Genomic DNA, 24,052 nt, shown 5'->3' on the forward strand with positions numbered 1-24,052 from the left:
CGTTCCCCGTTCAGCCTGTCAATCTACGCCGACTTCGGAACCTTCGAGATTGAGATTGAGCTTGTCGCCGGTCGCATCGTCTTCGTCGTCGATTTCCTTCATCTCGATCTCCTGCTCGTCCCCGGACAAAATCTTCACGTCCATGCCGAGGCTTTGCAGCTCCTTGATCAAGACCTTGAACGATTCCGGAACGCCCGGTTCCGGCACGTTCTCGCCTTTGACGATCGACTCGTACGTCTTCACCCGGCCGACCACGTCGTCGGATTTGACGGTCAAAATTTCCTGCAGCGTATAGGCGGCGCCGTAGGCTTCCAGCGCCCATACTTCCATTTCCCCGAACCGCTGGCCGCCGAACTGGGCTTTGCCGCCGAGCGGCTGCTGCGTAACGAGCGAGTACGGGCCGGTCGAACGGGCATGGATCTTGTCGTCGACCATGTGGGCCAGCTTGATCATGTACATGACGCCGACCGTGACTTCGCGTTCGAACGGTTCGCCCGAGCGGCCGTCGTACAGGATCGTTTTCCCGTTGCGCTGCATGCCGGCTTCTTCCATCGTATCGAAAACGTCGGATTCGTGCGCGCCGTCGAATACCGGCGTCGCGGCGCGAATGCCGAGACTTTTGCATGCCATGCCGAGGTGGACTTCCAGCACCTGGCCGATGTTCATCCGCGACGGGACGCCCAGCGGGTTCAAGACGACTTGAACCGGCGTTCCGTCCGGCATGAACGGCATATCTTCTTCCGGCAGGATGCGGGCGATAACCCCTTTGTTGCCGTGGCGTCCGGCCATCTTGTCGCCTTCGGAGATTTTCCGTTTTTGCGCGATATAGACGCGCACGAGCTGATTGACGCCCGGCGGCAATTCGTCGCCGTTCTCGCGAGTGAACACCTTCACGTCGACGACGATGCCGTCGGTGCCGTGAGGCACGCGCAAGCTCGTGTCGCGCACTTCGCGCGCCTTCTCGCCGAAAATCGCGTGCAGCAGACGCTCTTCCGCCGTCAGCTCGGTCACGCCCTTCGGCGTTACCTTGCCGACGAGAATGTCTCCGGCGCCGATTTCCGCGCCGACGCGGATGATGCCGCGCTCGTCAAGGTTGCGCAGCGCGTCTTCCCCGACGTTCGGGATGTCGCGCGTGATTTCTTCCGGTCCGAGCTTCGTGTCCCGCGCTTCCGACTCGTACTCCTCGATGTGGATCGAAGTGTAGACGTCTTCGCGCACGAGCCGTTCGGACAGCAGGATCGCATCCTCGTAGTTGTAGCCTTCCCACGTCATGAAGGCGACGACGACGTTGCGGCCGAGCGCCAATTCCCCGGTATCCGTGGACGGGCCGTCCGCCAGGATGTCGCCTTTTTTGACGATTTCGCCTTTGCGGCAAATCGGCCGCTGGTTGATGCAAGTTCCCTGGTTGGAACGCATAAACTTTTGCAGTTTGTATTTGACGAGATCGCCTTTCACTTCCTTGCCGTCGACGATCTCGGTGCGGCGCAGCCAAATTTCGTTGGCCGTCACGCGCTCGATGACGCCGTCGTACTTGGAGACGACGCACACGCCCGAATCCTTGGCGGCTTTATGCTCCATGCCGGTGCCGACGAGCGGCGCGTCCGGCACGAGCAGCGGAACCGCCTGGCGCTGCATGTTCGAACCCATGAGCGCGCGGTTGGAGTCGTCGTTCTCGAGGAACGGGATCATCGCCGTCGCGACGGATACGACCTGCTTCGGCGATACGTCCATGAAGTCGACGCGATCGCTCGGCATCGTCAGGATGTTGTCCGCCTGCTTGTTATAGCGGACGATGACCATGTCGTCGGCGAATTTGCCTTCCTCGGTCAGCGCGGCGTTCGCCTGGGCGATGATGTAGTTGTCTTCCTCGTCCGCCGTCATATAGACGACTTCGTCCGTCACGACGCCGGTCGTGTGGTCGACCTTGCGGTACGGAGCTTCGATAAAGCCGTACTCGTTAATGCGGGCGAACGTCGACAGCGAGTTGATCAAGCCGATGTTCGGACCTTCCGGCGTTTCGATCGGACACATCCGCCCGTAGTGGGAAGGATGCACGTCCCGCACTTCGAAGCCGGCGCGTTCCCGCGTCAAGCCGCCGGGACCGAGCGCGGACAGGCGGCGCTTGTGCGTCAATTCCGCAAGCGGGTTCGTCTGGTCCATGAACTGCGACAGCTGCGAGGAGCCGAAAAACTCCTTGATCGCCGCGATGACCGGGCGAATGTTGATGAGCGCCTGCGGCGTGATCGCGTTCTGGTCCTGGATCGACATCCGCTCGCGAACGACGCGCTCCATCCGGGACAGGCCGATCCGGAACTGGTTCTGCAGCAGCTCGCCGACGGAACGCAGACGACGGTTGCCCAGGTGGTCGATGTCGTCCGTGCTGCCGATGTCGTGCAGCAGGTTGATGAAATAGCTGATCGAGGCAATAATATCCGCAGGCGTGATGTTCTTCACCGACTTGTCGATGATGCCGTTGGAAATCACCTTCACGACTTTGCCTTCTTCGACGTTCGAGTACACGCTGACGCTTTGGAGCGGAATGTCCTCCGCCTCCTGGACGCCGCCCGTTACGCGGTACGTCTTGAACCCGACGTTCTTCTCCAGCATGGGCATGATGGAATCGAGCAGGCGGCGGTCGATGACCTTGCCGGCTTCCGCGATAATTTCGCCCGTGGAAGGATCGACCAGCGTCTCGGCGAGGCGTTGGTTGAACAGACGGTTTTTGATGTGGAGCTTTTTGTTGATTTTGTAGCGGCCGACGTTGGCCAGATCGTAACGCTTCGGATCGAAAAAGCGGGCGATGAGCAAATTGCGCGCGTTCTCGAGCGTCGGCGGCTCGCCGGGGCGAAGGCGCTCGTAAATTTCGATAAGCGCTTTTTCCGTCGAGTCGGTGTTGTCTTTTTCAAGGGTGTTGCGAATATATTCGTCGTGGCCGAGCAAATCCAGAATTTCGGCGTCCGACCCGAAGCCGAGCGAACGGAGAAGGACGGTTACCGGAATTTTACGGGTGCGGTCGATCCGGACGTAAATGATGTCCTTCGCGTCCGTTTCCAGCTCAAGCCAGGCGCCGCGGTTCGGAATGACCGTCGCGGTAAACGTCTTTTTCCCGTTTTTGTCCACTTTCGTGCTGTAGTAGACGCTCGGGGAGCGCACCAATTGGCTGACGATGACCCGTTCCGCGCCATTGATAATGAACGTGCCGGTTTCGGTCATGAGCGGAAAATCGCCCATGAACACTTCCTGCTCCTTCACTTCGCCGGTTTCTTTGTTAAGCAGCCGGACTTTGACGCGCAGCGGGGCCGCATACGTCACGTCGCGCTCTTTGGACTCATCGACGGAATACTTCGGTTCTCCGAGACTGTAATCGATAAACTCCAGCACGAGATTGCCCGTGAAGTCCTGAATCGGCGAAATGTCCTGAAAGATCTCGCGCAAACCGTCGTCCAGAAACTTCTGGTACGATTGCATTTGAATCTCGATCAGGTTCGGAACCTCCAACACTTCCTTGATGCGGGCATAGCTGCGCCGCTCTCGGCGACCATATTGAACAAGATGTCCTGCCAATTTACCTCACCCCTTCGTTCTACTTAAACACAAGCGAGAACGAGATCCTCTCTCCAGCACTAGCAGAGGCAGCCGACTCGCGGGCGTATGACACTCTAGGCGCAAAAGGTCCGCACGAGCAAAAGCCCGATAGACATAAATAAAGAAAAGCCCTTATGCGCCGATTGGCGGCACAATGGCGTCTCTATCCAGTCATTTGCCCAAAACAAACTCATTATACGCCTATCGGCATAAACTTATTCCCAAAACGCGATTAGGACTTGACATTTTAGTCTGCTAAAGACATTGAGCCCATCCTAATACTGACATTTTTTAATGATATCACATTGAAAATGAGGAGTCAAATCTTTTTTGATTTGAATAAAAGGGGGACCCGGACAAGGACAGTATACCAAATTTCGCGAACCCGTTTCAAAAAACCGTTTCGTTCGCAAGAGAAAGACCGGCAGGAAAGAATTCGCCTGCCGGTCTTATGGAAAACGGCCGGGAGCTGCGACGTACTCGAGCCCGCCGGCAGCGCCTTCCTCGAATATCAGTTTCCGTTTGCGCCGGCCAGAACCGCCGCGGCCAGAAGCAGCCCGACCGCTTCAGCCCTCGTCGCTTCGCGGTTCGGGCTGAACAGATTGCCGCCGGTCCCCCCGACGAGTCCCGCTTCGTAGGCCGCCGCGACGTATGGCCGCGCCCATTGCGGGATCCGGTCGTCGTCCGCAAAGCCGGGACTTGCGGCCGGATCGGTCGGCAGCCCGAGCGCGCGAACCGCCATCACCGTCATCTCGACCCGGGTCAGCGTCCCGTTTGGCCGGAACGTTTTGTCGGCATAGCCGGTCACGATGCCTTTGGCCGCTGCCTGCGCCACATAGCTTCTTGCCCAGGACGGAATTTCGTCCGCGAAATCGGGCGATGACGATTCGCCTTCCAGCTTGAACGCCCTGCCCAGCATCGCCGTGAACTCGATGCGGGTCGCCGGAGCGTCGGGCCGGAATTCGCCGTCCGGATAGCCGTTGACGATGCCCAAGTACGCCGCTTGACGAATCGAAGCCTCCGCCCAGTGCCCTGCCGTATCGGAGAATTCGATTGCCGGAGACTCCCCGCCGGACGGCTCGCCGCTGCCGGACGAACCTTCTTCGCCGTCGTCCGGCGCGCTTCCGCCGTCGGTTTGTTCTTCGCCGTTCGCGCCGTTCCCGCCGGAGCCGTTCGAACCGTTCGAAGGCAACGGGATGACGACGCCCTGGCCGGGAAGCGGTCCGCCAAGCAAATCCGTAATGCGCCCTTCCGTTTCGCTATTGACCGTGCCGAGCCGGCTCAAGTAATCGACGAACACCTCGTAGTCGACCAGGTTCAGCTCGTACAGCCGCCCGTCTTCCTTGGCCGCGGCCATCGAACGGTAGAAGTCGCCGCCGCCGGCGAGAAAGGAATTCGTCGCCACGATATAATAAGCGTTCGGATCGATATCCGAATAGCTGCCGTCCGCGCCTTCGATCTGCACCTTGACGATGCGCGAACCTTCCTGCTTCACTTCGCCCGTAACCGAATCGACGATTTCCGGCTGCCTCGTGGAATCGTAATAGAAACGCATGCCCGCTACCTGCGGAAAGCGGCCCTCCCCGGATTCGGCGCCGCTTACCCCGTTCTCCAACGCGGCCGCGATCTCCCGTCCGGTCATTTTCAATGCGGTCAGATTGTTGCCGAACGGCATGACCGTAAGCACCTCGCCGAGCGTAATGTCTCCCTCGTCGATCGAAGCGCGAATGCCGCCCGCGTTCTGAATCGTCACATAGCCCGCCGCATCCGGCGCCTGCACGATGCTTTTCACTTTGGCCAGCATGCCGTCCGCGATGAGGTTGCCGAGGTTGGTCTCCCCCTTCCGGACCGTTTCGCGCGATCCGTCGAGCGCGGCTTCCGATTTGCCGACGACCGTTTTCCGCAGCTCATCGAGCGGCGCCGCAAATTCCTGCAGCTTGGCCGCAGCTTCCGCATCGTCCTCGTACCCGTCGACGGCGAGCAGCTTTCCGCTCCAGGCTTTCAGCACGCCCCGTTCGTCGAACGTGACATCGAGCTGGCCCAGGTTGTCGCCGTATTCGCCCGTTTGCACGATCAGCGTCGGCTCGCCGTCCGCATTGTAAACGACCGGCTCTTCAAGCTTCGTATGGGAGTGGCCGCCGACGATGACGTCGATGCCGCTCACCTGCCGAGCCAGCTTCTCGTCCTCGGTATAGCCGAGATGGGACAGGACGACGATTTTGTCGACTCCCGCCTCCTTCAGTTTAGCCACGGCCGTCTCCGCGCTCGCTTTATAATCTTCGAAAACGATCGTATCCCCCGGAGAGGAAAGCGAAACCGTATCCGGAGTCGTCAGGCCGAAAATGCCGATGCGTTCCCCGCCCACTTCCTTGACGATGGACGAATAGACCGCTCCCGTAACGCTCGCCGCGCCAATCTCTCCTTTGAACAGGCCGCCGACTTCGGCGTTCGCGCTAAAATCGATGTTGGAGCTGACGAACGGGAAATTCGCCGCCTCGATAAAATCGGCAAGCGCTCCCGGCCCTTTGTCGAACTCGTGATTCCCGAACGTCATGGCATCGTAGCCCATCAAGTTCATGAACCAGACGTCGGCCAGTCCATTGAATTGGTTAAAATAAAGCGTACCGGAAAAAACGTCGCCCGCATCGACCAGAATCGTGTTTTCCGTTCGGGCTTGCTTCGCCGCCGTTACCCGTTTGGGAGCGGTGTCGAGGTGCGCGTGCGTGTCGTTGGTGTGCAAAATGCGCAGCTCGAAATCCGGCGAAGCGGCGGATGCGGGGGCTGCCCCTCCGAGTCCCGCGATCGACACCGCCGACAGCAACAGCATGGACGAGGCCGTCAACAGCGACAAAAGCTTTCTTTTCCCCTCAAATCGAATCAAACCTTTCTCCTCCCCCGAAGCGACGACATGGCCGCAAGTATCTGAAGCGCCGATTTACAGACCTACTATAAGACAAGCGCAAAATAGTTTAAACCGAATTGTGTTAACGGTTTGTATATGGGGCGTTAATTCGGACGTCAGGTTTTCGGGGCACATACGGCCATGAAGGCGAAATTTTCAGGCACAAAAAAAGCCCTCCGCCGGCATCGCTGCCCCGAAAAGCTTCCTGTCCCCATCCCCGATCGAAAAAGCCGCTATTGACGACGGCTTGCGGCGATTCGCGTTCCCCGTTCGCGCGCCGCCGCAAGTTCAGCCCGGAACCGTCGCCCGGTAAATCCGATAGCCTTTGTCCTTTCCCATCTCTTCGACGGCGTCCTCGCCGAACGTCTCTTCCAGCTTCGCTCTCGCCGAAGGAGCCCCCTGCTTGTTGCGGATGACGATCCACAGCGAACCTCCGGGACGGAGAAGATCTTTCGCTTCCGCCAAAATTCGATGGACGACCGCCTTTCCCGCGCGGATGGGCGGATTGGACAAAATGACGTCGAAACGCGAGCCTTCTACCGCCGAGTACAGATCGCTCTGCAAAACGGTGACGTTGGCGATTCCGTTCAAGGCCGCGTTCTCGCGGGCAAGCGCCACGGCGCGCTCGTTGACATCCACCATCGTGACATGTCCTCGCGGCGCAAGGCGGGCGGCCGCAAGGCCGATCGGGCCATAGCCGCAGCCTACGTCGAGCACGCTCGCGTTTTCCGGGATGTCCAAAAAATCGATCAGCACTCGGCTCCCGTAATCCACCTCGCCTCGCGAAAACACGCCGGCATCGGAGACGAAACGGAAAGGAAACCCTCTAAGCTCCTCCCGAAGGGTTCGCCGGTCGCTGGCGGCCGTCGGCCGCTCCGTGTAATAGTGATCGCTCATGGGCAAGTCAAGCTCCTCGTCCTCCAACGTAAACGATGATTAGTTTGCCTCCTCATCGCGAACAAAACCCCTCGAAGATCATCTTCAAGGGGTTTGCTTCTATGCCGCAAAATTACTTGACTTCGACTTTTGCGCCTGCTTCTTCGAGCTTGGCTTTGATCGATTCGGCTTCTTCCTTGGCGACCTTTTCTTTGATCGGCTTCGGAGCGTTGTCGACAACGTCTTTCGCTTCTTTCAGGCCGAGACCCGTAATTTCGCGAACGACTTTGATGACGTTGATTTTGGAAGCGCCGGCTTCGACCAGCACGACGTCGAATTCGGATTGCTCTGCCGCTTCGGCAGCCGCGCCGCCGCCGCCGCCGACGACTGCAACCGGAGCAGCCGCCGTTACGCCGAATTCTTCTTCGATTGCTTTGACCAGATCGTTCAGTTCCAGAACGCTAAGGCCTTTAATGGCCTCAATGATAGACTCTTTGCTCATGGATATACCCTCCATTAATTTTAAATTGATTTCTGTGCGGTGCAAAATTCGCGCTTATGCCGGGAGAACTCCGCCCTCAGGCGGCTTCCTGCGGATTAGGCGCTCGCTTCGTTCTTCTCGGCGACGGCTTTGACCGCCAGCGCGAAGTTGCGGATCGGAGCTTGCAGGACGCTGAGCAGCATGGACAGCAAGCCTTCGCGGGACGGCAGGTCGGCCAGCGCCTTCACTTGCGCCGCGTCGATGTAACGGCCTTCCACGACGCCGCCCTTCAGTTGCAGCGCATCGTTTTTCTTCGCGAAACCGTTCAAAATGCGAGCTGCGGCAACGAGGTCGTCTTTGCTGAACGCGACGGCCGTAGGGCCCGTCAGGACGGCGTCCAGTTCGGACAGCTCGGCGCTGGCCGCGGCACGGCTGACGAGGGAGTTTTTCAAAACTTGGAACTCGACGCCGGCTTCGCGCAGCTGTTTGCGCAGCTCGGTTACTTGAGCCACGTTCAGGCCGCGGTAATCGACGACGACCGTGCTCGCGCTTTCGCGCAGCTTCGTCGCGATCGCTTCCACTTCCTGGGCTTTCGCTTCGATGATTTTTGCATTTGCCATTTCGCACACACCTCCTGGTTCTTGATTCCACCGTATCGTTCCCGCCGCGCCTGGCAGAAGCATTAAAAATGCCTCCGCAGACGCTGCGGAGGCATGACGTGTTCGTTCGCCTTCCCTTCGTCTTCCGGCATCATGCCGGAAGCGCGAAAAGTCGGCCAAACTCTATTCACACACCTCGGTAGGAAATTAAGCCTCGCGGCACCTACGGTCTACGGTATCCATATTCAACTTTAACCCTGCCAGCTTAACATGAACGCATGGCGGATGTCAATCGCCGTTTAATGGGAACGATTAACGGTAAGCCGCAACGTTCACGCGCGCGCCCGGTCCCATCGTCGAAGAAATCGAGATGTTCTTCAGGTACACGCCTTTGGCAGCCGCCGGCTTCGCGCGGTTCAGCGCGTCGATCAGGGCTTTCAGGTTTTCGTTCAGCTTTTCGGCGTCGAACGATACCTTGCCGATCGGAGCGTGAATTTGTCCGGCTTTGTCCAGACGGTATTCGATTTTACCGGCCTTGATCTCTTGCACGGCTTTCGTTACGTCGTTCGTAACCGTGCCGGCTTTCGGGTTCGGCATGAGGCCTTTGCCCCCGAGAATACGGCCGAGCTTGCCGACTTCGCTCATCATGTCCGGAGTCGCGACGCAGACGTCGAACTCGAACCAACCCTGCTGGATTTTGTTGATGAGGTCTTGATCGCCGACATAATCGGCGCCGGCAGCTTCCGCTTCCTTCAGCTTGTCGCCTTTGGCGAATACGAGAACGCGTTTCGTTTTGCCCGTGCCGTGAGGCAGGACAACGACGCCGCGGACGTTTTGGTCTTGCTTTCTCGGGTCTACGCCGAGACGCACGGCTACTTCGACGGATTCGTCGAATTTGGCCGATGCCGCTTTTTTCACGAGTTCGATCGCTTCGAGCGCCTCGTAAGTGGCGTCGCGATCGATCAGCTTGGCGGCTTCTGCATACTTCTTGCCTACTTTAGCCATTATGTTCTCCTCCTTCTGTGGTATTAACGGAAATGTCCTCCCACACGCGAGCCTTGCCGGCCCGCTAACCGCCATCCGTTTTCCGATCCGTCGGGACCGGCGGACGAGGCTGCTTCCGGATTTGCATCCGGAGCTTCCGGGCGCAACAACGTTCCGTCCGGAATCAGTCTTCGATCGTAACGCCCATGCTGCGGGCGGTACCTTCGACCATACGCATGGCCGCTTCGACGGAAGCCGCGTTCAGATCCTGCATTTTTTGCTCGGCGATCTCGCGTACTTTGGCCCGTTTGACGGTTGCGACTTTCTTTTTGTTCGGTTCGCCGGAGCCTTTTTCGATCCCTGCGGCTACGCGCAGCAATACGGCGGCCGGAGGCGTCTTCGTTTCGAACGTGAAGGAACGGTCCTCGAACACGGTAATGACAACCGGGATGATCAGACCGGCTTGATCTGCCGTACGAGCGTTGAACTCTTTGCAGAACGCCATGATGTTCACGCCGGCTTGACCCAATGCCGGACCGATCGGCGGCGCCGGGTTCGCTTTCCCTGCCGGCACTTGCAGCTTGACCAGTTTAATGACTTTTTTCGCCATGATGCACACCTCCTTGCCCCAAAATGCGGTGAAACGGAGCCGTCGGCCCCTCCCGCTCTTACAGAAACCTACAGAGATAGTTATATCTTCTCCACCTGAGTATAATCCAGCTCAAGCGGGGTTTCCCGGCCAAACATGTTGACGTGCACTTTCAGCTTGCTCTTGTCGTGGAGAATTTCTTCCACCGAGCCGACAAAATTCGCGAAAGGCCCGACCTTGACCCGTACGTTCTCTTTCAATTCGAAATCGATGACCGGCTTCGGCTCTTCCATGCCCATGTGCTGCAAAATTTGCTCCGCTTCCTCGGGCAGGAGGGGCGTCGGCTTCGATCCCGAACCGGTAGATCCGACAAACCCGGTAACGCCGGGCGTGTTGCGGACCACGTACCAAGAGTCGTCGGTTTGAATCATTTCAACGAGGACGTAGCCGGGATACACCTTGCGCATCACCGTCTTCTTCTTGCCGTCCTTGTTGACGATCTCTTCTTCCATCGGCACGAGCACGCGGAAAATTTTGTCCTGCATGCCCATCGACTCCACGCGTCTCTCCAGGTTGGTTTTCACCTTGTTCTCATACCCGGAGTACGTATGGACAACATACCATCTTTTCTCCATCGATGTCACCTTAGGGTCCGGCGTCAAATGACGAGATCGACGAGCTGCGAAATGATAATATCCAATACCCAGAAGTAGAGAGTCACCAGAACCACGGTCACCATAACGACGATCGTGTAGCTGACGAGTTCCTTACGTTTGGGCCAGCGGACTTTTTTCAGTTCACCCCAGGCATCGCCGAAAAACGCAAAAAAGGACCCGAAGCTCTGTTTCATTTTGGCCAGGAAAGTCACGTCCAAACCTCCTAGAACTTACCGCGTTTCGCGATGAACGTGATGTTCATTGCAAAACTTGCAGTACTTTTTCAGCTCGATGCGTTCGGAATGCGTCCGCTTGTTCTTGCTGGTCGTATAATTGCGTTGCTTGCAGTTCGTGCAAGCCATCGTAACCACTACCCGCATGTGTTCCACCTCCCGGGTTGCCAACCTCATAAACATATTGAATCCGGGCGATCCTCCCGCTTCGCCGCCCTACGACAACGAAACCTGGCGTTTCATCCCGAATCCGGACCTGCGCACAGAACTCCACCTTAAGGTTACTAAAATACTTTATCACAGGGCCTATTCGATGTCAACGAAAAGGTTCCGCGCTTTGCTGGCAGCAACGCGACTCCGGCCACAGAGCTCATTACCATTCTACCAATATTTCGCCCGCTTTAACCGCGTCTCGCGAGAATCGCCGCTCCGCGGCCCGCCGACAATAAAAGCCGCCGGCAGAAAAGCTTCTGCCGACGGCGCTTATGTACGGTCAGTTCCCGAAATCCCTCACTTCGAGATATCGCTCCAGCTTGCGCTTCACCCGCTGCAGCGCGTTGTCGATCGACTTGACGTGCCGGTCGAGATCGACGGCGATTTCCTGGTAGGACCGGCCGTCCAGATAAAGCATGAGCACCTTGCGCTCCAGGTCGCTTAAAATTTCGGACATCTTGTCCTCAAGCCCGAAAAACTCTTCCTGGTTGATGATGAGCTCCTCGGGATCGCACACTCTCGAGCCGCAGATGACGTCGAGCAGCGTCCGGTCGGAATCCTCGTCGTAGATCGGTTTGTCCAGGGAAACGTAGGAATTGAGCGGAATATGCTTCTGCCGGGTCGCCGTCTTGATCGCCGTAATGATCTGGCGGGTGACGCACAATTCGGCAAACGCCTTGAAGGACGCCAGCTTGTCGCCTCTGAAATCCCGGATCGACTTGTACAGGCCGATCATGCCCTCCTGTACGATGTCCTCCCGTTCCGCGCCGATCAAAAAGTAGGAGCGAGCCTTCGCGCGGACAAAATTGCGGTATTTATGGATCAAGTACTCGAGCGCTTCGGAATTTCCTTCATGAACGGCTTCTACGATGTCCTCGTCGGCCTTGAAGTCATATTCGTGTGTTGCCAGCTCGTTTACGTCTAAGCTCACGAATCATCCCTCCGACCGTCAAGGCGAGTTGATCTAGCAAGTAAACTACCAATCTTATACCAATATACTTGATGAAACCAATAGCGTCAACCGATCAAACCCGATTTGACAAGGGTTCCCGGGTTTCGACACGAATCCTTTCCCTATTCCTCGCCGTCCTCCTCCGAAAACGTTCCCCCCCGCCGCAACCGCTCGAGGCGAAGCTGAACGTCCGGACGGAGCACGCCCGCGAGCGGGTTCCGCTTCGGCGGAGGCTCGCGGCGGATGGCGGACTCGATCTCCCTGCGCCCTTCTTCGATGGCGAGCCGAAGCTCCCGGGCGGTCACGCGGAACGCCCCGCGGCCGAAGGCGACGGTCTGCTCCACCTGGTCCGAGGTGGCGACGTACACGTTGCGCCGCACCGACTTCATGTCTCCGACGAGCCGTTCGATGCATTCGTCCGCCGTTTCCTTCTCCCGGGTGAACACGACCTGCAGCCGGTGCTGGCGAAAGGCGGCGCCGGCTCCGGGAACCCGGAACGCGTCGAAGACGACCGTAATCTTGACCCCGGAATAGCTTTGATATTCCGCCAGCAAATCGAGCAGGCGATCGCGCGCGTCTTCCAGCCGCTCCAGCTTCAGCTTCTCCAGCTCCGGCCAGGCCCCGATCATATTGTAGCCGTCGACTATCAGAACGTCTTCACGATTGAGCATGCCCGCCCTCCGAAGCTTGAGGGCCGGAATGGCGCTGACGCACCGCTTCGTACAAAATGACGCCGGCGGCGACGGACGCGTTGAGCGAATTGATCTTTCCGAACATCGGCAAGGAGATCAGGAAATCGCACTTTTCCCGCACGAGGCGGGATATTCCCTTGCCTTCGTTGCCGATGACGATGGCGAGCGGGCCTTTCAGATTCGCCCGGTACACCTCCTGGGCGGCCGAGACGTCCGTTCCGGCGATCCACACGCCGGCTTCCTTCAGCCGGTCGATCGTCTGCGCCAGATTGGCCACCCTCGCCACCGGAACGTGCTCGACCGCCCCGGCCGACGTTTTCGCCACGACGGCCGTCAGGCTGGCGCTGCGCCGCTTCGGCACGATGACGCCGTGCGCCCCCGTGCAGTCCGCCGTGCGCAGGATCGAGCCGAGGTTGTGAGGGTCCTCCACCTCGTCCAGCAGCACGAGCAGCGGCGATTCGCCCCGTTCCGCCGCCAGGGCGAGCATGTCCTCCACGTCGGCGTAGGACATGGCGGCCGCCTGCGCGACTACCCCCTGGTGCGCCATGTCGGGCGCCAGGCCGTCCAGCTTGCGCTTGTCCGCGAACTGCACGACGACGCCCCTGGCCTTGGCCTCGTCGATAATCGGCTGCACCGCATGCCGCTGGGCCTGGTTGGACAGCCATATTTTGTTGAGGGACCGTCCGGCCTTCAGCGCTTCGAGCACGGGATGCTTGCCGGCCAGATATTCCCCGGACGCCTCGTCCTCCCGGTCCGCCAAAAGCTCGCGCTCCTCGCCTTCCCTTTCCGCCTGGTATCGTCGCTGCGGCTGGCGGTCCCGCCGGTCCGCCCGTTCGCGGTCCGGTTGCCCGGCCTGCCCGCGATCGCGCTGCTGCGCGCTTGCGGCCGGACGGCCCCGCTCCGGCCCGCCGGCGAATTCGGCTCTCCCGCGGTTGTCCCCGGGACGCCCGCCCCCGTTCGGCTTCCGCGAAGCTCCCGGGGCCCCCGGAGATCGCGTGCGGTTGCGATTGTTCATCAAGTTTTCATCCTTTCCTGCACGCTCGTCGTCGGTTCGTCTTCGAACGCCAGATCGATCAACTGCTCCAGCCGCTCGCGGCAGCCTTTGTAGTACAAATAGCCGACCAGGCACTCCAGCGCGGTGGCGTGCCGGTAATCGTCGGGATCGGCATTGCGCGGGGGCTGCCCGGACTTCGCGTTCCTCCCCCTCCGCACGACGTCCGCCTCGTCCTCGGTCAGCAGCGGCTGCCAGCGGCGAAGCAGCCTTGCCTGCGCGGCCGCCGACACATGGCGGGTCGCCGCCCGGTGCAGCTCGTGCGGCTTGCGCGTGACGGCGGCCACCAGGCGCTGGCGGACGTACAGCTCGAATACCGCGTCGCCGATATAGGCGAGCGCGATCGGCGACAGCTGGCCGACCGGCACGTCGCGCGGAAGCTCGGGGGCGACGACGGCGGCTTCGCGATTCGTCCCCTCCGTCATTTGCGCTTCCAGCGGATGCCTTGCGGCGTGTCTTCGAGCAGAATGCCTTCCGCGGCCAGCAGGTCGCGAATTTCGTCGGCGCGCGCGAAGTTGCGCGATTTGCGCGCTTCCGTGCGCTCGGCGATCAGCTTTTCGATCTCCTCGTCCAGCAGCTCGTCGGCCTTTTCGGGAGGCAGCAGGCCGAGGATGTCGTCAAACTCGCCGAACAGCTGCGCGAACAGCCGCAAGTCGTCGGCGTTCGCCTTCTCCCGCTGCAGGTAGGCGTTTGCCTCCGAAACGAGCTGGAACCATGCCGTCACCGCGTCGGCCGTGTTGAAGTCGTCGTTCATTTTCGCCTGGAATTGCTCGGCCAGCTCCACGAGCCGTTTTTGCAGCTGTTCGTCGGCGGGCGCGCCGCTTGCGCTTTTTTCTTCTCCGGAAAGCCGGATTTTGACGTTGTCGCGGGAAGTCGCGAGCCGGCCGACGCTGTTTTCCGCCTGGCGGATCGTCTCCTCGCTGAAGTTGAGCGGGCTGCGGTAATGCGTCGTAAGCACGACGTAGCGAACGGCCTGCGGCGTCGTCCGTTTGACCATTTCGCGCGCGTTGATGCCGTTGCCGAGCGATTTCGACATTTTCTCGTTGTTGATGTTGACGAACCCGTTGTGCATCCAGTAGCGGGCGAGCGGCCGTTCGGTCAGCGCTTCGGATTGCGCGATTTCGCATTCGTGGTGCGGAAACTGCAGATCGTGGCCGCCGCCGTGAATGTCCAGCGTGTCGCCGGCGAATTTGCGCGCCATCGCGGAGCATTCGATGTGCCAGCCCGGCCGACCTTCGCCCCAGGGACTCGGCCATTTGATTTCGCCGGGCTTCGCTCCCTTCCACAGGACGAAATCCTGCGGATTTTCCTTGCGGGCGTCCACCTCGACGCGAATGCCGTACTGCAGATCTTCGAGGCGCTTGTGCGAAAGCTTCCCGTAATCCGGGAATTTCGACGTCCGGTAATAGACGTCTCCGCCGCTTTCATAGGCATAGCCTTTCTCCACGAGCTCTCCGATAAACGCGACGATTTCCTCCATGTTGTCCGTTACCCGCGGGTTCAGCGTCGCCGGACGGACGCCGAGCGCTTCCCGGTCTTCGTGGTAGCCGGCGATGAACCGCTCCGCGAGCTCGGGAACCGAGACGCCGAGCTCTTGCGCCTTGCGGATCATTTTATCGTCAACGTCGGTAAAGTTGACGATATAGTTTACGTTATACCCGATCGACTCCAAAAATCGGCGCACGACGTCGAAAAAAATGACCGGACGCGCGTTGCCGAGGTGAATATAGTCGTAGACGGTCGGCCCGCATACATACATGTTGACTTGTCCGGGATGAAGCGGCTCGAACTTTTCCTTTTCCCGGGTTAAGCTGTTATAGATCGTCAGGCTCACGTAAGTCTGCTCCTTTTCGGTTGTTAATCTTGCACGCCCGCCGCGGCGGGCTTTCGTTCCGATCGTTCGTCGGTTTGGCCCCCGCCGGCAGGCTTCGCGCCGCTCTCCTGGGAGTCGCGCCTGCGCTCCCCGGGCGCGGGGCCGTTTCCCTCGGGCTCTCGTCCGTTCTCCACGGGCGCGTTCTCCACGGGCTCGCGACCGTTCTCCACGGGCCCGCCCCCTCCGGATTCCCGCTTGCCCTCCGTCCGCCCGGGCCGCCCTTTCAGCCGTTCGATTTCGGCTCTGAGCTCGTCGATTTCCTTCTGCATCGAGCGGAACGTTTCGACGATCGGGTCGGGAAGGTTGTTGTGATCCAGCCGGTCCTTGACGCGTTCTCCGTTGCGCTTCACCACCCGGCCCGGAATGCCGACGACGGTGCTGTCGGCCGGCACCGGGCGCAGCACGACGGAATTGGCCCCGATGTTGGAGTTGTCTCCGACCGTGAACGATCCGAGCACTTTGGCGCCGGACGCGATGACGACGCGGTTGCCGATCGTCGGGTGGCGCTTGCCCTTCTCCTTGCCGGTCCCGCCGAGCGTCACGCCCTGGTAAATGACGACCTCGTCGCCGATTTCGCACGTTTCGCCGATCACGACCCCCATGCCGTGGTCGATGAAAAGCTTTTTCCCGATTTTGGCGCCGGGGTGAATTTCAATGCCGGTAAAAAAACGGCTGACCTGCGAAATGATCCGGGCGACCGTGAACCAACGCTTGCGGAAAAACACGTGCGCAATCCGATGCGCCCAAATTGCATGCAGGCCGGAATACGTAAACACGACCTCGAACTTGCTGCGGGCGGCGGGATCGTTTTCGAAGACCGCCTCGATGTCCGAACGTATCGTACTCCAAAATCCCATAGCTGACCCAACCTCCCCATCTCAAGGGAACCTGATAATATTCGCGAGCTTCGTTGGATTTTGTCCAATCAAAAGCGGTCATTTCCCGTTTCTCGCCGTCTACGTTGGATTTCATCCCATCAAGCGGCGTCTTTTCAAGAAAATCGCCCGGAATCGCCGTTTCCCGTTGGTCAAAATCCAATGCAGAAAGTTTTTTTCGCGTTATACGCTCCGCTCGTTGGATAAAATCCAGCGTACCCAGGCCCCGACCGAACGAAGGCCCGACAAGCGGCAAGGCTCCTCTTCCAAACGGAGAACGCCATATAAAAAGCCTCCGCAGCGCAAGGCTGCAGAGGCGTCGGTTACGCGGTTCCACTCTGCTTGGGCTTTCCGGCGGCCGTCCTGCGCGGCGCGAAAAACCCTTCTCGTCGGCTCTTAACGGGCTCCCCCCGGCACCGCTTACCCGACCCTATGGGCACAGCCGGCTTGCCCGCTCACGGTTCACGCTGTCGTGTCACTCGCGTCGTTCCGTTATTGGCGTTCATTCCGGCCGAACCGATATCCGTCGCTCGGCGGCGCGGCTCCCAGGCGCATTTCGGTTTCGTCGGAACGGGGCGCTTCCAGCCTTGGCAGCCCTCTCTGGTCGTTCCTGGCGCGAAACGTACTCTCCTGTTCGTCGCTGTTCCTGCTATTGTATGGACGCAGCTCGGTCGCCGCTATCGTCTTCGTTACCGCAAGTATACCCCTTACACCCATTCGTGACAAGGCATCAATTGCGGACGCGGCGGACGGGCCTCGCCCGGTCAGCGCGTTGCGCGTTGCACCCTTGCGGCGCCGCATCCGCGGACGCGGGCGGTTCGGCTGCCGTTCGGACGCGGCTTCGGTTTCGGGTGACCGAGCTCCCGGGCTCCCGCCCTCGCCATCGCCCGCGGCTCGCAGCTTACTTCAACGCTTCTTCCAGCCGCTTCAGCACTTTTTCGCGGCCGAGCAGCCAGATGCTGCCGTTCAGGTCGGGGCCGTGCGTCTGGCCGGTCAGCGCGACGCGAATCGGCATGAACAGTCCTTTGCCCTTGACGCCGGTCTCCTTCTGCACCGCCTTGATCGCCGCCTTGATGCCGTCGACCGTAAACCCTTCTTCGCCGAGCTCGGCAACCCGGGCCGAAAACGCCCGAAGCACGCCGGGCACGGTCTCCTCCGCCAGCACGGCCGCCCCTTCGTCGTCCGGCTCCGGCCGATCGAGGAAAAACAAATCCGAAAGCGGCACGATTTCCGCCCCGTACCGCAAATGATCGCGAAACAGCTCGACCAGCGCCGTCGCCCACGCGAGCTCGGCGCTTCCGGGCGACTCCGGCAGCCGGCCGGCTTTTTTCAGATGGGGCACGCACAGCTCGACGACCCGTTCCAAAGAAGCAGCCTTCAAGTAATGCTGGCTCAGCCAGTTCAGCTTGACGGTGTCGAAGACGGCCGGACTTTTGGACAGCCGGTTCGCGTCGAAAATTTCGATCAAGCGTTCGCGGCCGAAAATTTCTTCTTCGCCCTCCGGCGACCAGCCGAGCAGCGCGATGAAGTTCAGCAGCGCTTCCGGCATATAGCCGAGGCTGTCGTATTGCTCGATAAACTGCACGATCGATTCGTCGCGTTTCGAGAGCTTTTTGCGGTGCTCGTTGACGATGAGCGTCATATGGCCGAACACGGGCGGCGTCCAGCCGAACGCTTCGTAGATCATCAGTTGGCGCGGGGTGTTCGTAATGTGGTCCTCTCCGCGCAGCACGTGGGTGATCGCCATCCGATGGTCGTCGGCCGCGACCGCGAAGTTGTACGTCGGAATGCCGTCCTTCTTGACGATGACGAAATCCCCGAAATCCTCGGAACGAAACGTGATTTCCCCTTTGACCATATCGTCGAACGTGTACGACTTCCCTTGCGGCACCGCGAAACGGACGCTCGGCACGCGGCCCTCCGCTTCCAGGCGAGCCCGGTCCTCCGCCGTCAAATGGCGGCATTTGCCCGAATATTTCGGCGTCTCGCCGCGGGCCGCCTGCTCTTCCCGCTCCCGCTCCAGCTCTTCCTCGGTGCAGTAGCAATAGTAAGCCAGTCCGCGGTCGACCAGCTCCCGCCACAGCTCGAGGTAAATGTCGAGCCGTTCGGTTTGCCGATACGGGCCGTATGCGCCCCCGCGGTCGACGCTTTCGTCCCAGTCGACGCCCAGCCATTTCAAATACGTCAGCTGGTTTTCCTCGCCGCCCGCCACGTTGCGCTTGACGTCGGTATCTTCGATGCGGATGATGAAATCGCCGCCGTGGTGCCGGGCGAATAAGTAATTGAAAATGGCGGTTCGCGCGTTGCCGATATGCAGATGCCCGGTCGGACTGGGCGCATAGCGGACGCGTACTTTGTCGGTCATCGCCTACTCCTCCTTCTGTCGAACGCGCCGCCTGGACTTGCGGGGACGGCGTCTTCGAACCTGTTCATGTCAGTTGTCGTTCATGTTTACGGGACGTCTCGGGCCGTTTTTTCGCCAAAACACCGCGTCTGCCGGACAATAGCGGCCACTTCAGGCCGTTCATTCGCCAAATGCCGTACCTGACGTTTAACAACGGCCGTTTGCGACCGTTAATCATCGGTTTCCGCCCGATTCGAGGGCTTTCCATTCGATTAAAGGCGTAAGCAGACCGTTATTTTGCAAAATGGAAAGCCGTTGCTGAAATAACGGTCGTTTCGGGCCGTTATCGTCCTCTCGGAAACTCCCGCATCGCCATCGCGGCGGGATCTTGCTCGACCAGCGGCAGCCCCGCGGCGCGGCTTATCGCGGCGCGGCAAAATTACGTCGCGTCGCGCACGAGGCAGACGATCGCCTGCGCCGCGATGCCTTCGCCCCGGCCGGTGAAGCCGAGCCGCTCCGACGTCGTCGCCTTGACGTTCACCTGCGAGACGTCGCATTCCAGCGCGCGGGCGATCACCCCGACCATCGCCGGAATATGCGGCGCCATCTTCGGCGCCTGCGCGATGATGGTAGCGTCCGCGTTGCCGAGCTTATACCCCCGCTCGCGGGCGAGCTCCCACACGCGCTCGAGCAGCTTGACGCTGTCCGCGTCCTTGTACGCCGGATCCGTATCCGGAAAATGCTTGCCGATATCCCCGAGCGCCAGCGCCCCGAGCACGGCGTCGCTTATCGCGTGCAGCAGCACGTCCGCGTCGGAATGTCCGAGCAGCCCTTTCTCGAACGGAATGGAGACGCCGCCGATGATGCACGGCCGTCCTTCCGTCAATTGGTGCACGTCAAAGCCTTGCCCCACTCTGATCATAAGTCCGTTTCCTCCCGCCGACGCCTTTCAAGCAGAAGTTCCGCCACCGGCAGGTCCTCGGGCGTCGTTATTTTCAAATTGAGGTAGTCCCCTTCGACGATCGCGACCTTGCGCCCCCGACGCTCCAGCAGCATCGCGTCGTCCGTGGCCGGCGATCCGTCGCCCCGCGCGAGCCGATGTGCTTCGAGCAGCTCCTCGCGGACGAACGCCTGGGGCGTCTGCACCGCCCAGAGCAGGCGCCTCTCCGGCGTGGAGGCGATAAAGCCCTCCTCGTCCGCCACCTTGATCGTATCCTTCACCCGCACGGCCAGCGCCGCCGCTCCGTGCCGCTCCGCCTCCCGGCAGCAGGCTTCGATCTGTGCCGGCGTCACGAGCGGGCGGGCCGCGTCGTGCACGAGCGCCCCTTCCGCCGAAAGCGCCGTCAGGCCCGCGTACACGCTGTCCTGCCGCTCCGCCCCGCCCGGCACGACGGCGCTCACCTTGCGCGCGCCCGCCTCGCGGACGACGCTTGCGGCGCGCTCCTCCTCGCCCGGCGCGACGACGAGCACGATCTCCGCCACCGACGGCGAGCGCTCGAACGCGTCCAGCGTATGCGCCAGCACCGGCTTGCCGGACAGCGGCAAATACGGCTTGTTGTCGCCGGCCCGCATGCGCGTTCCCCGGCCGGCCGCGACAATGACCGCTCCCCACTTCATCGCCTTGCTCCTCTCCCGTTAAACCAAGTAAAAACGACTTCGCCGTCCTCAAGGACAAACAACGTCGTTTTTATCGGAGGCGATTCGGAACAGGCCAAGCGCGAAACCCGGCCTTTCCGAACCGCGAAAACAAAAAGCGAGACAAACAAGCGCTTGTCTCGCCCGCATGGTTATTATCATACCTTGTCAAAGCGCTTTTTCCAATAGCTTCGGCTTCGCAAAAATCATCCGTCCGGCCGACGTCTGAAGCACGCTCGTCACCAGCACTTCCATCGTCGTGCCGATGAAATCGCGGCCGCCTTCCACGACGATCATCGTGCCGTCGTCCAAGTACGCGACGCCCTGTCCGTGCTCCTTGCCGTCCTTGATCACCTGCACGACGATTTCCTCGCCCGGCAGCACGACCGGCTTGACCGCGTTGGCCAAATCGTTGATGTTGAGCACCGAAACGCCCTGCAGCTCGCACACCTTGTTCAAATTGAAGTCGTTGGTGACGACCTTGCCCCGCATCGCCTTCGCGAGCTTCACCAGCTTGCTGTCCACTTCGCCGGGCTCGTCGTTCACGTCCTCGTGAATGAGCACCTTGACGTCGAGTTCTTTCTGGATTTTGTTCAAAATGTCGAGCCCGCGGCGGCCGCGGTTGCGCTTGAGCAAATCCGAGGAATCGGCGATATGCTGCAGCTCCTCGAGCACGAATTCGGGGATGACCAGCGTGCCTTCGATGAACCCCGTCTTGCAGATGTCGGCAATGCGTCCGTCGATGATAACGCTCGTATCCAAAATTTTATGCTCCTCGTACCGCGGCTCCTCCGCCTGAACCGCGGGAACGGCGGCGCGGGAAGCCATCCACGCTCCCAGCTCGTCCCGCTTACGGACGGCCAGCCGCGTTCCCGCATAGGCAAGCAGCAGCGCCGCCAATGCGGCAAGCACGCTCCCGACGTGCGGAAGGTCCGTCAGCAGCGGAAACAGCAGCGCCGAAACGGCAAGCCCCGCTCCTCCGCCCGCGGCTCCGAGCGCAAGCGTCGGCGCGGGGTATTCCGACAGCTTGTCGACGCTCCGGGACAGCAGGGCGAGCAGCGGCCCAGCCAACGCCGAGGCCGCGAGCAGCCCGATCATCGCGCCGATGGCGCCGCCAAGCATGTCGGAGCCTCCCGAAGCCGGCGAACCCGTTCCCGGGCTCGTCCAGGCCAATCCCCCGAAGCCGTTCCATAACGTCCATTGCTTTCCCCACAGGAAGCCGAGCAGCACGCCGGCTGCTTGAATCACTCTTTTCATCATGGCTAAAGATCACTCCTTTGACGTGTGCAGACCATAAAGTTGTCGTCATAAACCCAAAATTTACTATCAGTATGTTCCAAAATCCGGCACGTTAATCTTCGTTCCCGATTTTTTGCCAGCAACTTCCTCGATTCTGAGCGTTTCTTCTTTTGAAATGCCGGACTCTCTGCTCTATAATGGGGAGGGAAAAGTAAAAATACGGTAACCGAGGTGGATCGGATGAGCGCACCAACGCTGCAGGAATTTCAGCAGCAAGTGTCGGAACTCTTGCTGCGTCACCGCAGTCTGCTAGATGTCGTCACGAAGTTGACCCAAGCGAACGCATCGGTCAACCGGTCCGTAGCCAAAGCGATTACGGAATGCGGATGCATCGAATTGAATGCCAGCCATCAAGGCTTCACCGAAGAGATGGAGCTCGATCAAGCCAAGCGGCAATCCAAATCGCATATGGACGGAGAGCTGTGCGAGCATTGCCGGGATGCCGTCCAAGCCGAACTCGGCAAAAATTTGTTCTACATGTCCGCGCTGTGCAACTTGTTGGACGTGAACCTGGATGAAGTCGTCGCCAAAGAATCCGACAAGTGCTCGACGCTCGGTCTGTTCAATCTGACTTAAAAAGGGGAATAACGGCGACTGCGTCCCCGCAAGGCGGACGCGCCCCGTTTTCCTTTTTGCCTTATTAAGGGGAGCTATCCTTGCCATTGCCGATCAAATCGCCGAAACCGTCGTCCGCGCAAGCGCCGCTGCGGCGCCTTGAAGCCGCGGGACGAATCGGAACCCGTTCCAAAGCGGGCAGAAGAATGCTGCTGCAGTTCGCGGCCTTCGCCCTGCTTCTCGCCGCCGTCGTCTGTTTCGCGACCGTTCTCGTCGACCCGCTGCAATTTTACCGCAAGTCCGCGATTTTCCCGCCCGTATTTTCCACGGAGCAGCGCTACCAGAATCCCGGCCTCGCCAAAAACTACGACTACGACACGATCGTAATCGGCACGTCCATGACCGAAAACTTTCTGCCCTCCGTCGTCGACCGGACGCTCGGCGGCAAAACGATGAAGCTGTCGATGAGAGGCTCGACCGCGGACGAGCATTACGCCATCGCGAAGATCGCGCTGGATACTGGACGCGTCAAGAAGGTGCTGTGGGGACTGGATTATTTCTCGCTGAAGGAAAACGATTCGGAGGAAGCGGCGGATTTTCCGGACTATTTGTACGATGACAACGTATGGAACGATTACCGGTACTGGTTCAATTACTCCGTTTACGAAATGTGGTTCGAAGGCATCGCCAGGCAGGCGCTTTTGGGACAAAACCGGGATCTCGAGCTGTTGAACAATTGGAACGACGAAAGCCTGTTCGGCGCCGAGCGGGTCGTGAACAGCTATCGCGCCGCCAAGCAGGAGGAAGCTTACTTCGGCTTGAACGAGGAGCCGGCCGACGTGCTGAAAGCCCGTTTCGACCGATATATTTACGAGCTTGCAAAGAGCTATCCGGAAACGGAGTTTTATTTTTTCTATCCGCCTTACAGCGTGCTGCGGCAGGAAGTATGGAAGGAGACGAACGAAGTCCGCTACCGGAATCAGCTCGAGCTGAGCGTATGGATGTTCGAAAGGCTGGACGAGCTTCCGAACGCGAAAGTATACAACTTCCAGACCGAGACGGACTGGACGTACGATCTGGACTTGTACAAGGACTTGTCCCATTACAAGCAGGACGTCAACACCGCGATCGCCGAAGCGATCGGCCGGGACGATCCGGCATACCGGATGACGAGGGGCAATGCGGCCTCCTTCGCGGAAACGCTGGAGCGCCAGTTGGCGACGCTCGTGTTGACGCCGGACGATCGCGTCCTGAACATGGAAACCGCGTTTGCGGGAGGCACGGCTGCCGATGTCCCCCGGTGGTCCGTCCTGTCGGCCCCGGGAGACGACGAACTGTCCGTCCCGGCGAAAGAAGCCGCCCAAGCGATCGGCGCTTCCGTCCTCTGGGACCCGGAAACGAAGACGATCTCGTTAACGCTCGGAAGCCGTATCGCCAAGCTGCAAATCGGCCGGGCCGAGGCGGAAATCGACGGGCAATCGGTCCCGCTCGCTTACGCCCCCTCGGTCGTTGGGGGTACGGCCCTGCTCCCGCTGCGATCGGTCTGCGAAGCGTTGGGCTTGCCCGTCGCGACGGAACGCCCCGACGAGCATACGGTCCGCTTCACGATCGATTTGGGGTAAAACCAAAAACGGCGCTGCCTCTTCCCGGAGGCAGCG

Annotated in this window: 21 protein-coding genes, 1 pseudogene and 1 other annotated feature; of the genes and pseudogenes, 2 read left to right on the top strand and 20 right to left on the bottom strand. The window is 60.0% G+C overall.

The window, feature by feature from the left end:
- Nucleotides 1-18: 18 nt before the first annotated feature.
- The 20 genes and pseudogenes from rpoB to B7E11_RS02315 form a co-directional block, all read right to left on the bottom strand.
- Nucleotides 19-3,564, bottom strand: a complete 3,546-nt coding sequence (gene rpoB / locus B7E11_RS02220) for a DNA-directed RNA polymerase subunit beta (protein ID WP_080831994.1) — start codon at nucleotides 3,562-3,564, stop codon at nucleotides 19-21.
- A gap of 532 nt (nucleotides 3,565-4,096) precedes the next feature.
- Nucleotides 4,097-6,466 (bottom strand): S-layer homology domain-containing protein, encoded by a 2,370-nt coding sequence (locus B7E11_RS02225; RefSeq protein ID WP_080831995.1) that lies wholly within the window; start codon nucleotides 6,464-6,466, stop codon nucleotides 4,097-4,099.
- Nucleotides 6,467-6,775: 309 nt separating this feature from the next.
- Nucleotides 6,776-7,384, bottom strand: coding sequence for a class I SAM-dependent methyltransferase (locus B7E11_RS02230; RefSeq protein WP_080832036.1), 609 nt, complete (start codon nucleotides 7,382-7,384; stop codon nucleotides 6,776-6,778).
- Between the two features lie 112 nt (nucleotides 7,385-7,496).
- A complete protein-coding gene (gene rplL / locus B7E11_RS02235) occupies nucleotides 7,497-7,865 on the bottom strand; it encodes a 50S ribosomal protein L7/L12 (RefSeq protein ID WP_080831996.1) in 369 nt (122 codons plus the stop codon).
- Nucleotides 7,866-7,960: 95 nt separating this feature from the next.
- The gene (rplJ, locus tag B7E11_RS02240; protein WP_080831997.1) at nucleotides 7,961-8,464 is read right to left on the bottom strand and encodes a 50S ribosomal protein L10; all 504 of its coding nucleotides are present in this window, start codon (nucleotides 8,462-8,464) and stop codon (nucleotides 7,961-7,963) included.
- 55 nt (nucleotides 8,465-8,519) lie between these two features.
- Nucleotides 8,520-8,697: a sequence feature (ribosomal protein L10 leader region), on the bottom strand.
- A 58-nt stretch (nucleotides 8,698-8,755) separates the two neighbouring features.
- The gene (gene rplA / locus B7E11_RS02245) at nucleotides 8,756-9,448 is read right to left on the bottom strand and encodes a 50S ribosomal protein L1 (protein WP_080831998.1); all 693 of its coding nucleotides are present in this window, start codon (nucleotides 9,446-9,448) and stop codon (nucleotides 8,756-8,758) included.
- Between the two features lie 163 nt (nucleotides 9,449-9,611).
- A complete protein-coding gene (gene rplK, locus B7E11_RS02250; protein ID WP_080831999.1) occupies nucleotides 9,612-10,037 on the bottom strand; it encodes a 50S ribosomal protein L11 in 426 nt (141 codons plus the stop codon).
- Nucleotides 10,038-10,117: 80 nt separating this feature from the next.
- On the bottom strand, nucleotides 10,118-10,651 hold the full coding sequence (gene nusG, locus B7E11_RS02255) for a transcription termination/antitermination protein NusG (RefSeq protein WP_080832000.1): 534 nt from the start codon (nucleotides 10,649-10,651) through the stop codon (nucleotides 10,118-10,120).
- Nucleotides 10,652-10,674: 23 nt separating this feature from the next.
- On the bottom strand, nucleotides 10,675-10,884 hold the full coding sequence (secE, locus tag B7E11_RS02260; protein ID WP_080832001.1) for a preprotein translocase subunit SecE: 210 nt from the start codon (nucleotides 10,882-10,884) through the stop codon (nucleotides 10,675-10,677).
- Between the two features lie 18 nt (nucleotides 10,885-10,902).
- The gene (gene rpmG, locus B7E11_RS02265) at nucleotides 10,903-11,052 is read right to left on the bottom strand and encodes a 50S ribosomal protein L33 (protein WP_080832002.1); all 150 of its coding nucleotides are present in this window, start codon (nucleotides 11,050-11,052) and stop codon (nucleotides 10,903-10,905) included.
- A gap of 346 nt (nucleotides 11,053-11,398) precedes the next feature.
- Nucleotides 11,399-12,049, bottom strand: coding sequence for an RNA polymerase sporulation sigma factor SigH (gene sigH / locus B7E11_RS02270; protein WP_080832003.1), 651 nt, complete (start codon nucleotides 12,047-12,049; stop codon nucleotides 11,399-11,401).
- A gap of 143 nt (nucleotides 12,050-12,192) precedes the next feature.
- Nucleotides 12,193-12,741 (bottom strand): NYN domain-containing protein, encoded by a 549-nt coding sequence (locus B7E11_RS02275; protein WP_080832004.1) that lies wholly within the window; start codon nucleotides 12,739-12,741, stop codon nucleotides 12,193-12,195.
- On the bottom strand, nucleotides 12,728-13,522 hold the full coding sequence (gene rlmB / locus B7E11_RS02280; protein WP_240353501.1) for a 23S rRNA (guanosine(2251)-2'-O)-methyltransferase RlmB: 795 nt from the start codon (nucleotides 13,520-13,522) through the stop codon (nucleotides 12,728-12,730). The genes B7E11_RS02275 and rlmB overlap by 14 nt, the downstream gene beginning before the upstream one ends.
- A 254-nt stretch (nucleotides 13,523-13,776) precedes the next feature.
- Complete coding sequence (locus tag B7E11_RS02285) at nucleotides 13,777-14,238, bottom strand: Mini-ribonuclease 3 (protein ID WP_080832006.1); 462 nt, start codon at nucleotides 14,236-14,238, stop codon at nucleotides 13,777-13,779.
- Nucleotides 14,235-15,647 carry a cysteine--tRNA ligase gene (gene cysS, locus B7E11_RS02290; protein WP_080832007.1) on the bottom strand — a complete coding sequence of 471 codons (1,413 nt, stop codon included), beginning with the start codon at nucleotides 15,645-15,647 and terminating at the stop codon, nucleotides 14,235-14,237. Before cysS ends, B7E11_RS02285 begins: the two co-directional genes overlap by 4 nt.
- Before the next feature lie 248 nt (nucleotides 15,648-15,895).
- Nucleotides 15,896-16,543: pseudogene (cysE, locus tag B7E11_RS02295) on the bottom strand (serine O-acetyltransferase); the annotation flags it as partial.
- Between the two features lie 919 nt (nucleotides 16,544-17,462).
- Nucleotides 17,463-18,926 (bottom strand): glutamate--tRNA ligase, encoded by a 1,464-nt coding sequence (gltX, locus tag B7E11_RS02300; RefSeq protein ID WP_080832008.1) that lies wholly within the window; start codon nucleotides 18,924-18,926, stop codon nucleotides 17,463-17,465.
- A 418-nt stretch (nucleotides 18,927-19,344) separates the two neighbouring features.
- Nucleotides 19,345-19,827: a 2-C-methyl-D-erythritol 2,4-cyclodiphosphate synthase gene (ispF, locus tag B7E11_RS02305; RefSeq protein ID WP_080832009.1), complete on the bottom strand. Its 483-nt coding sequence runs from the start codon at nucleotides 19,825-19,827 to the stop codon at nucleotides 19,345-19,347.
- The gene (gene ispD / locus B7E11_RS02310) at nucleotides 19,824-20,522 is read right to left on the bottom strand and encodes a 2-C-methyl-D-erythritol 4-phosphate cytidylyltransferase (RefSeq protein WP_080832010.1); all 699 of its coding nucleotides are present in this window, start codon (nucleotides 20,520-20,522) and stop codon (nucleotides 19,824-19,826) included. The genes ispF and ispD overlap by 4 nt, the downstream gene beginning before the upstream one ends.
- Nucleotides 20,523-20,708: 186 nt before the next feature.
- Entirely contained in the window at nucleotides 20,709-21,800 is a 1,092-nt protein-coding gene (locus tag B7E11_RS02315; protein ID WP_080832011.1) for a PIN/TRAM domain-containing protein, read from the bottom strand.
- A 219-nt stretch (nucleotides 21,801-22,019) separates the two neighbouring features.
- On the opposite strand from B7E11_RS02315, the gene B7E11_RS02320 reads away from it, so the two are divergent.
- Both B7E11_RS02320 and B7E11_RS02325 read left to right on the top strand, forming a co-directional pair.
- Nucleotides 22,020-22,415 carry a nucleoside triphosphate pyrophosphohydrolase family protein gene (locus B7E11_RS02320; protein WP_080832012.1) on the top strand — a complete coding sequence of 132 codons (396 nt, stop codon included), beginning with the start codon at nucleotides 22,020-22,022 and terminating at the stop codon, nucleotides 22,413-22,415.
- Between the two features lie 80 nt (nucleotides 22,416-22,495).
- On the top strand, nucleotides 22,496-24,016 hold the full coding sequence (locus B7E11_RS02325) for a copper amine oxidase N-terminal domain-containing protein (protein ID WP_176220576.1): 1,521 nt from the start codon (nucleotides 22,496-22,498) through the stop codon (nucleotides 24,014-24,016).
- Nucleotides 24,017-24,052 lie beyond the last annotated feature (36 nt).

The sequence above is a fragment of the Cohnella massiliensis genome (genome assembly GCF_900169535.1).
GTDB classification, from domain to species: Bacteria; Bacillota; Bacilli; order Paenibacillales; family Paenibacillaceae; genus Cohnella; species Cohnella algarum.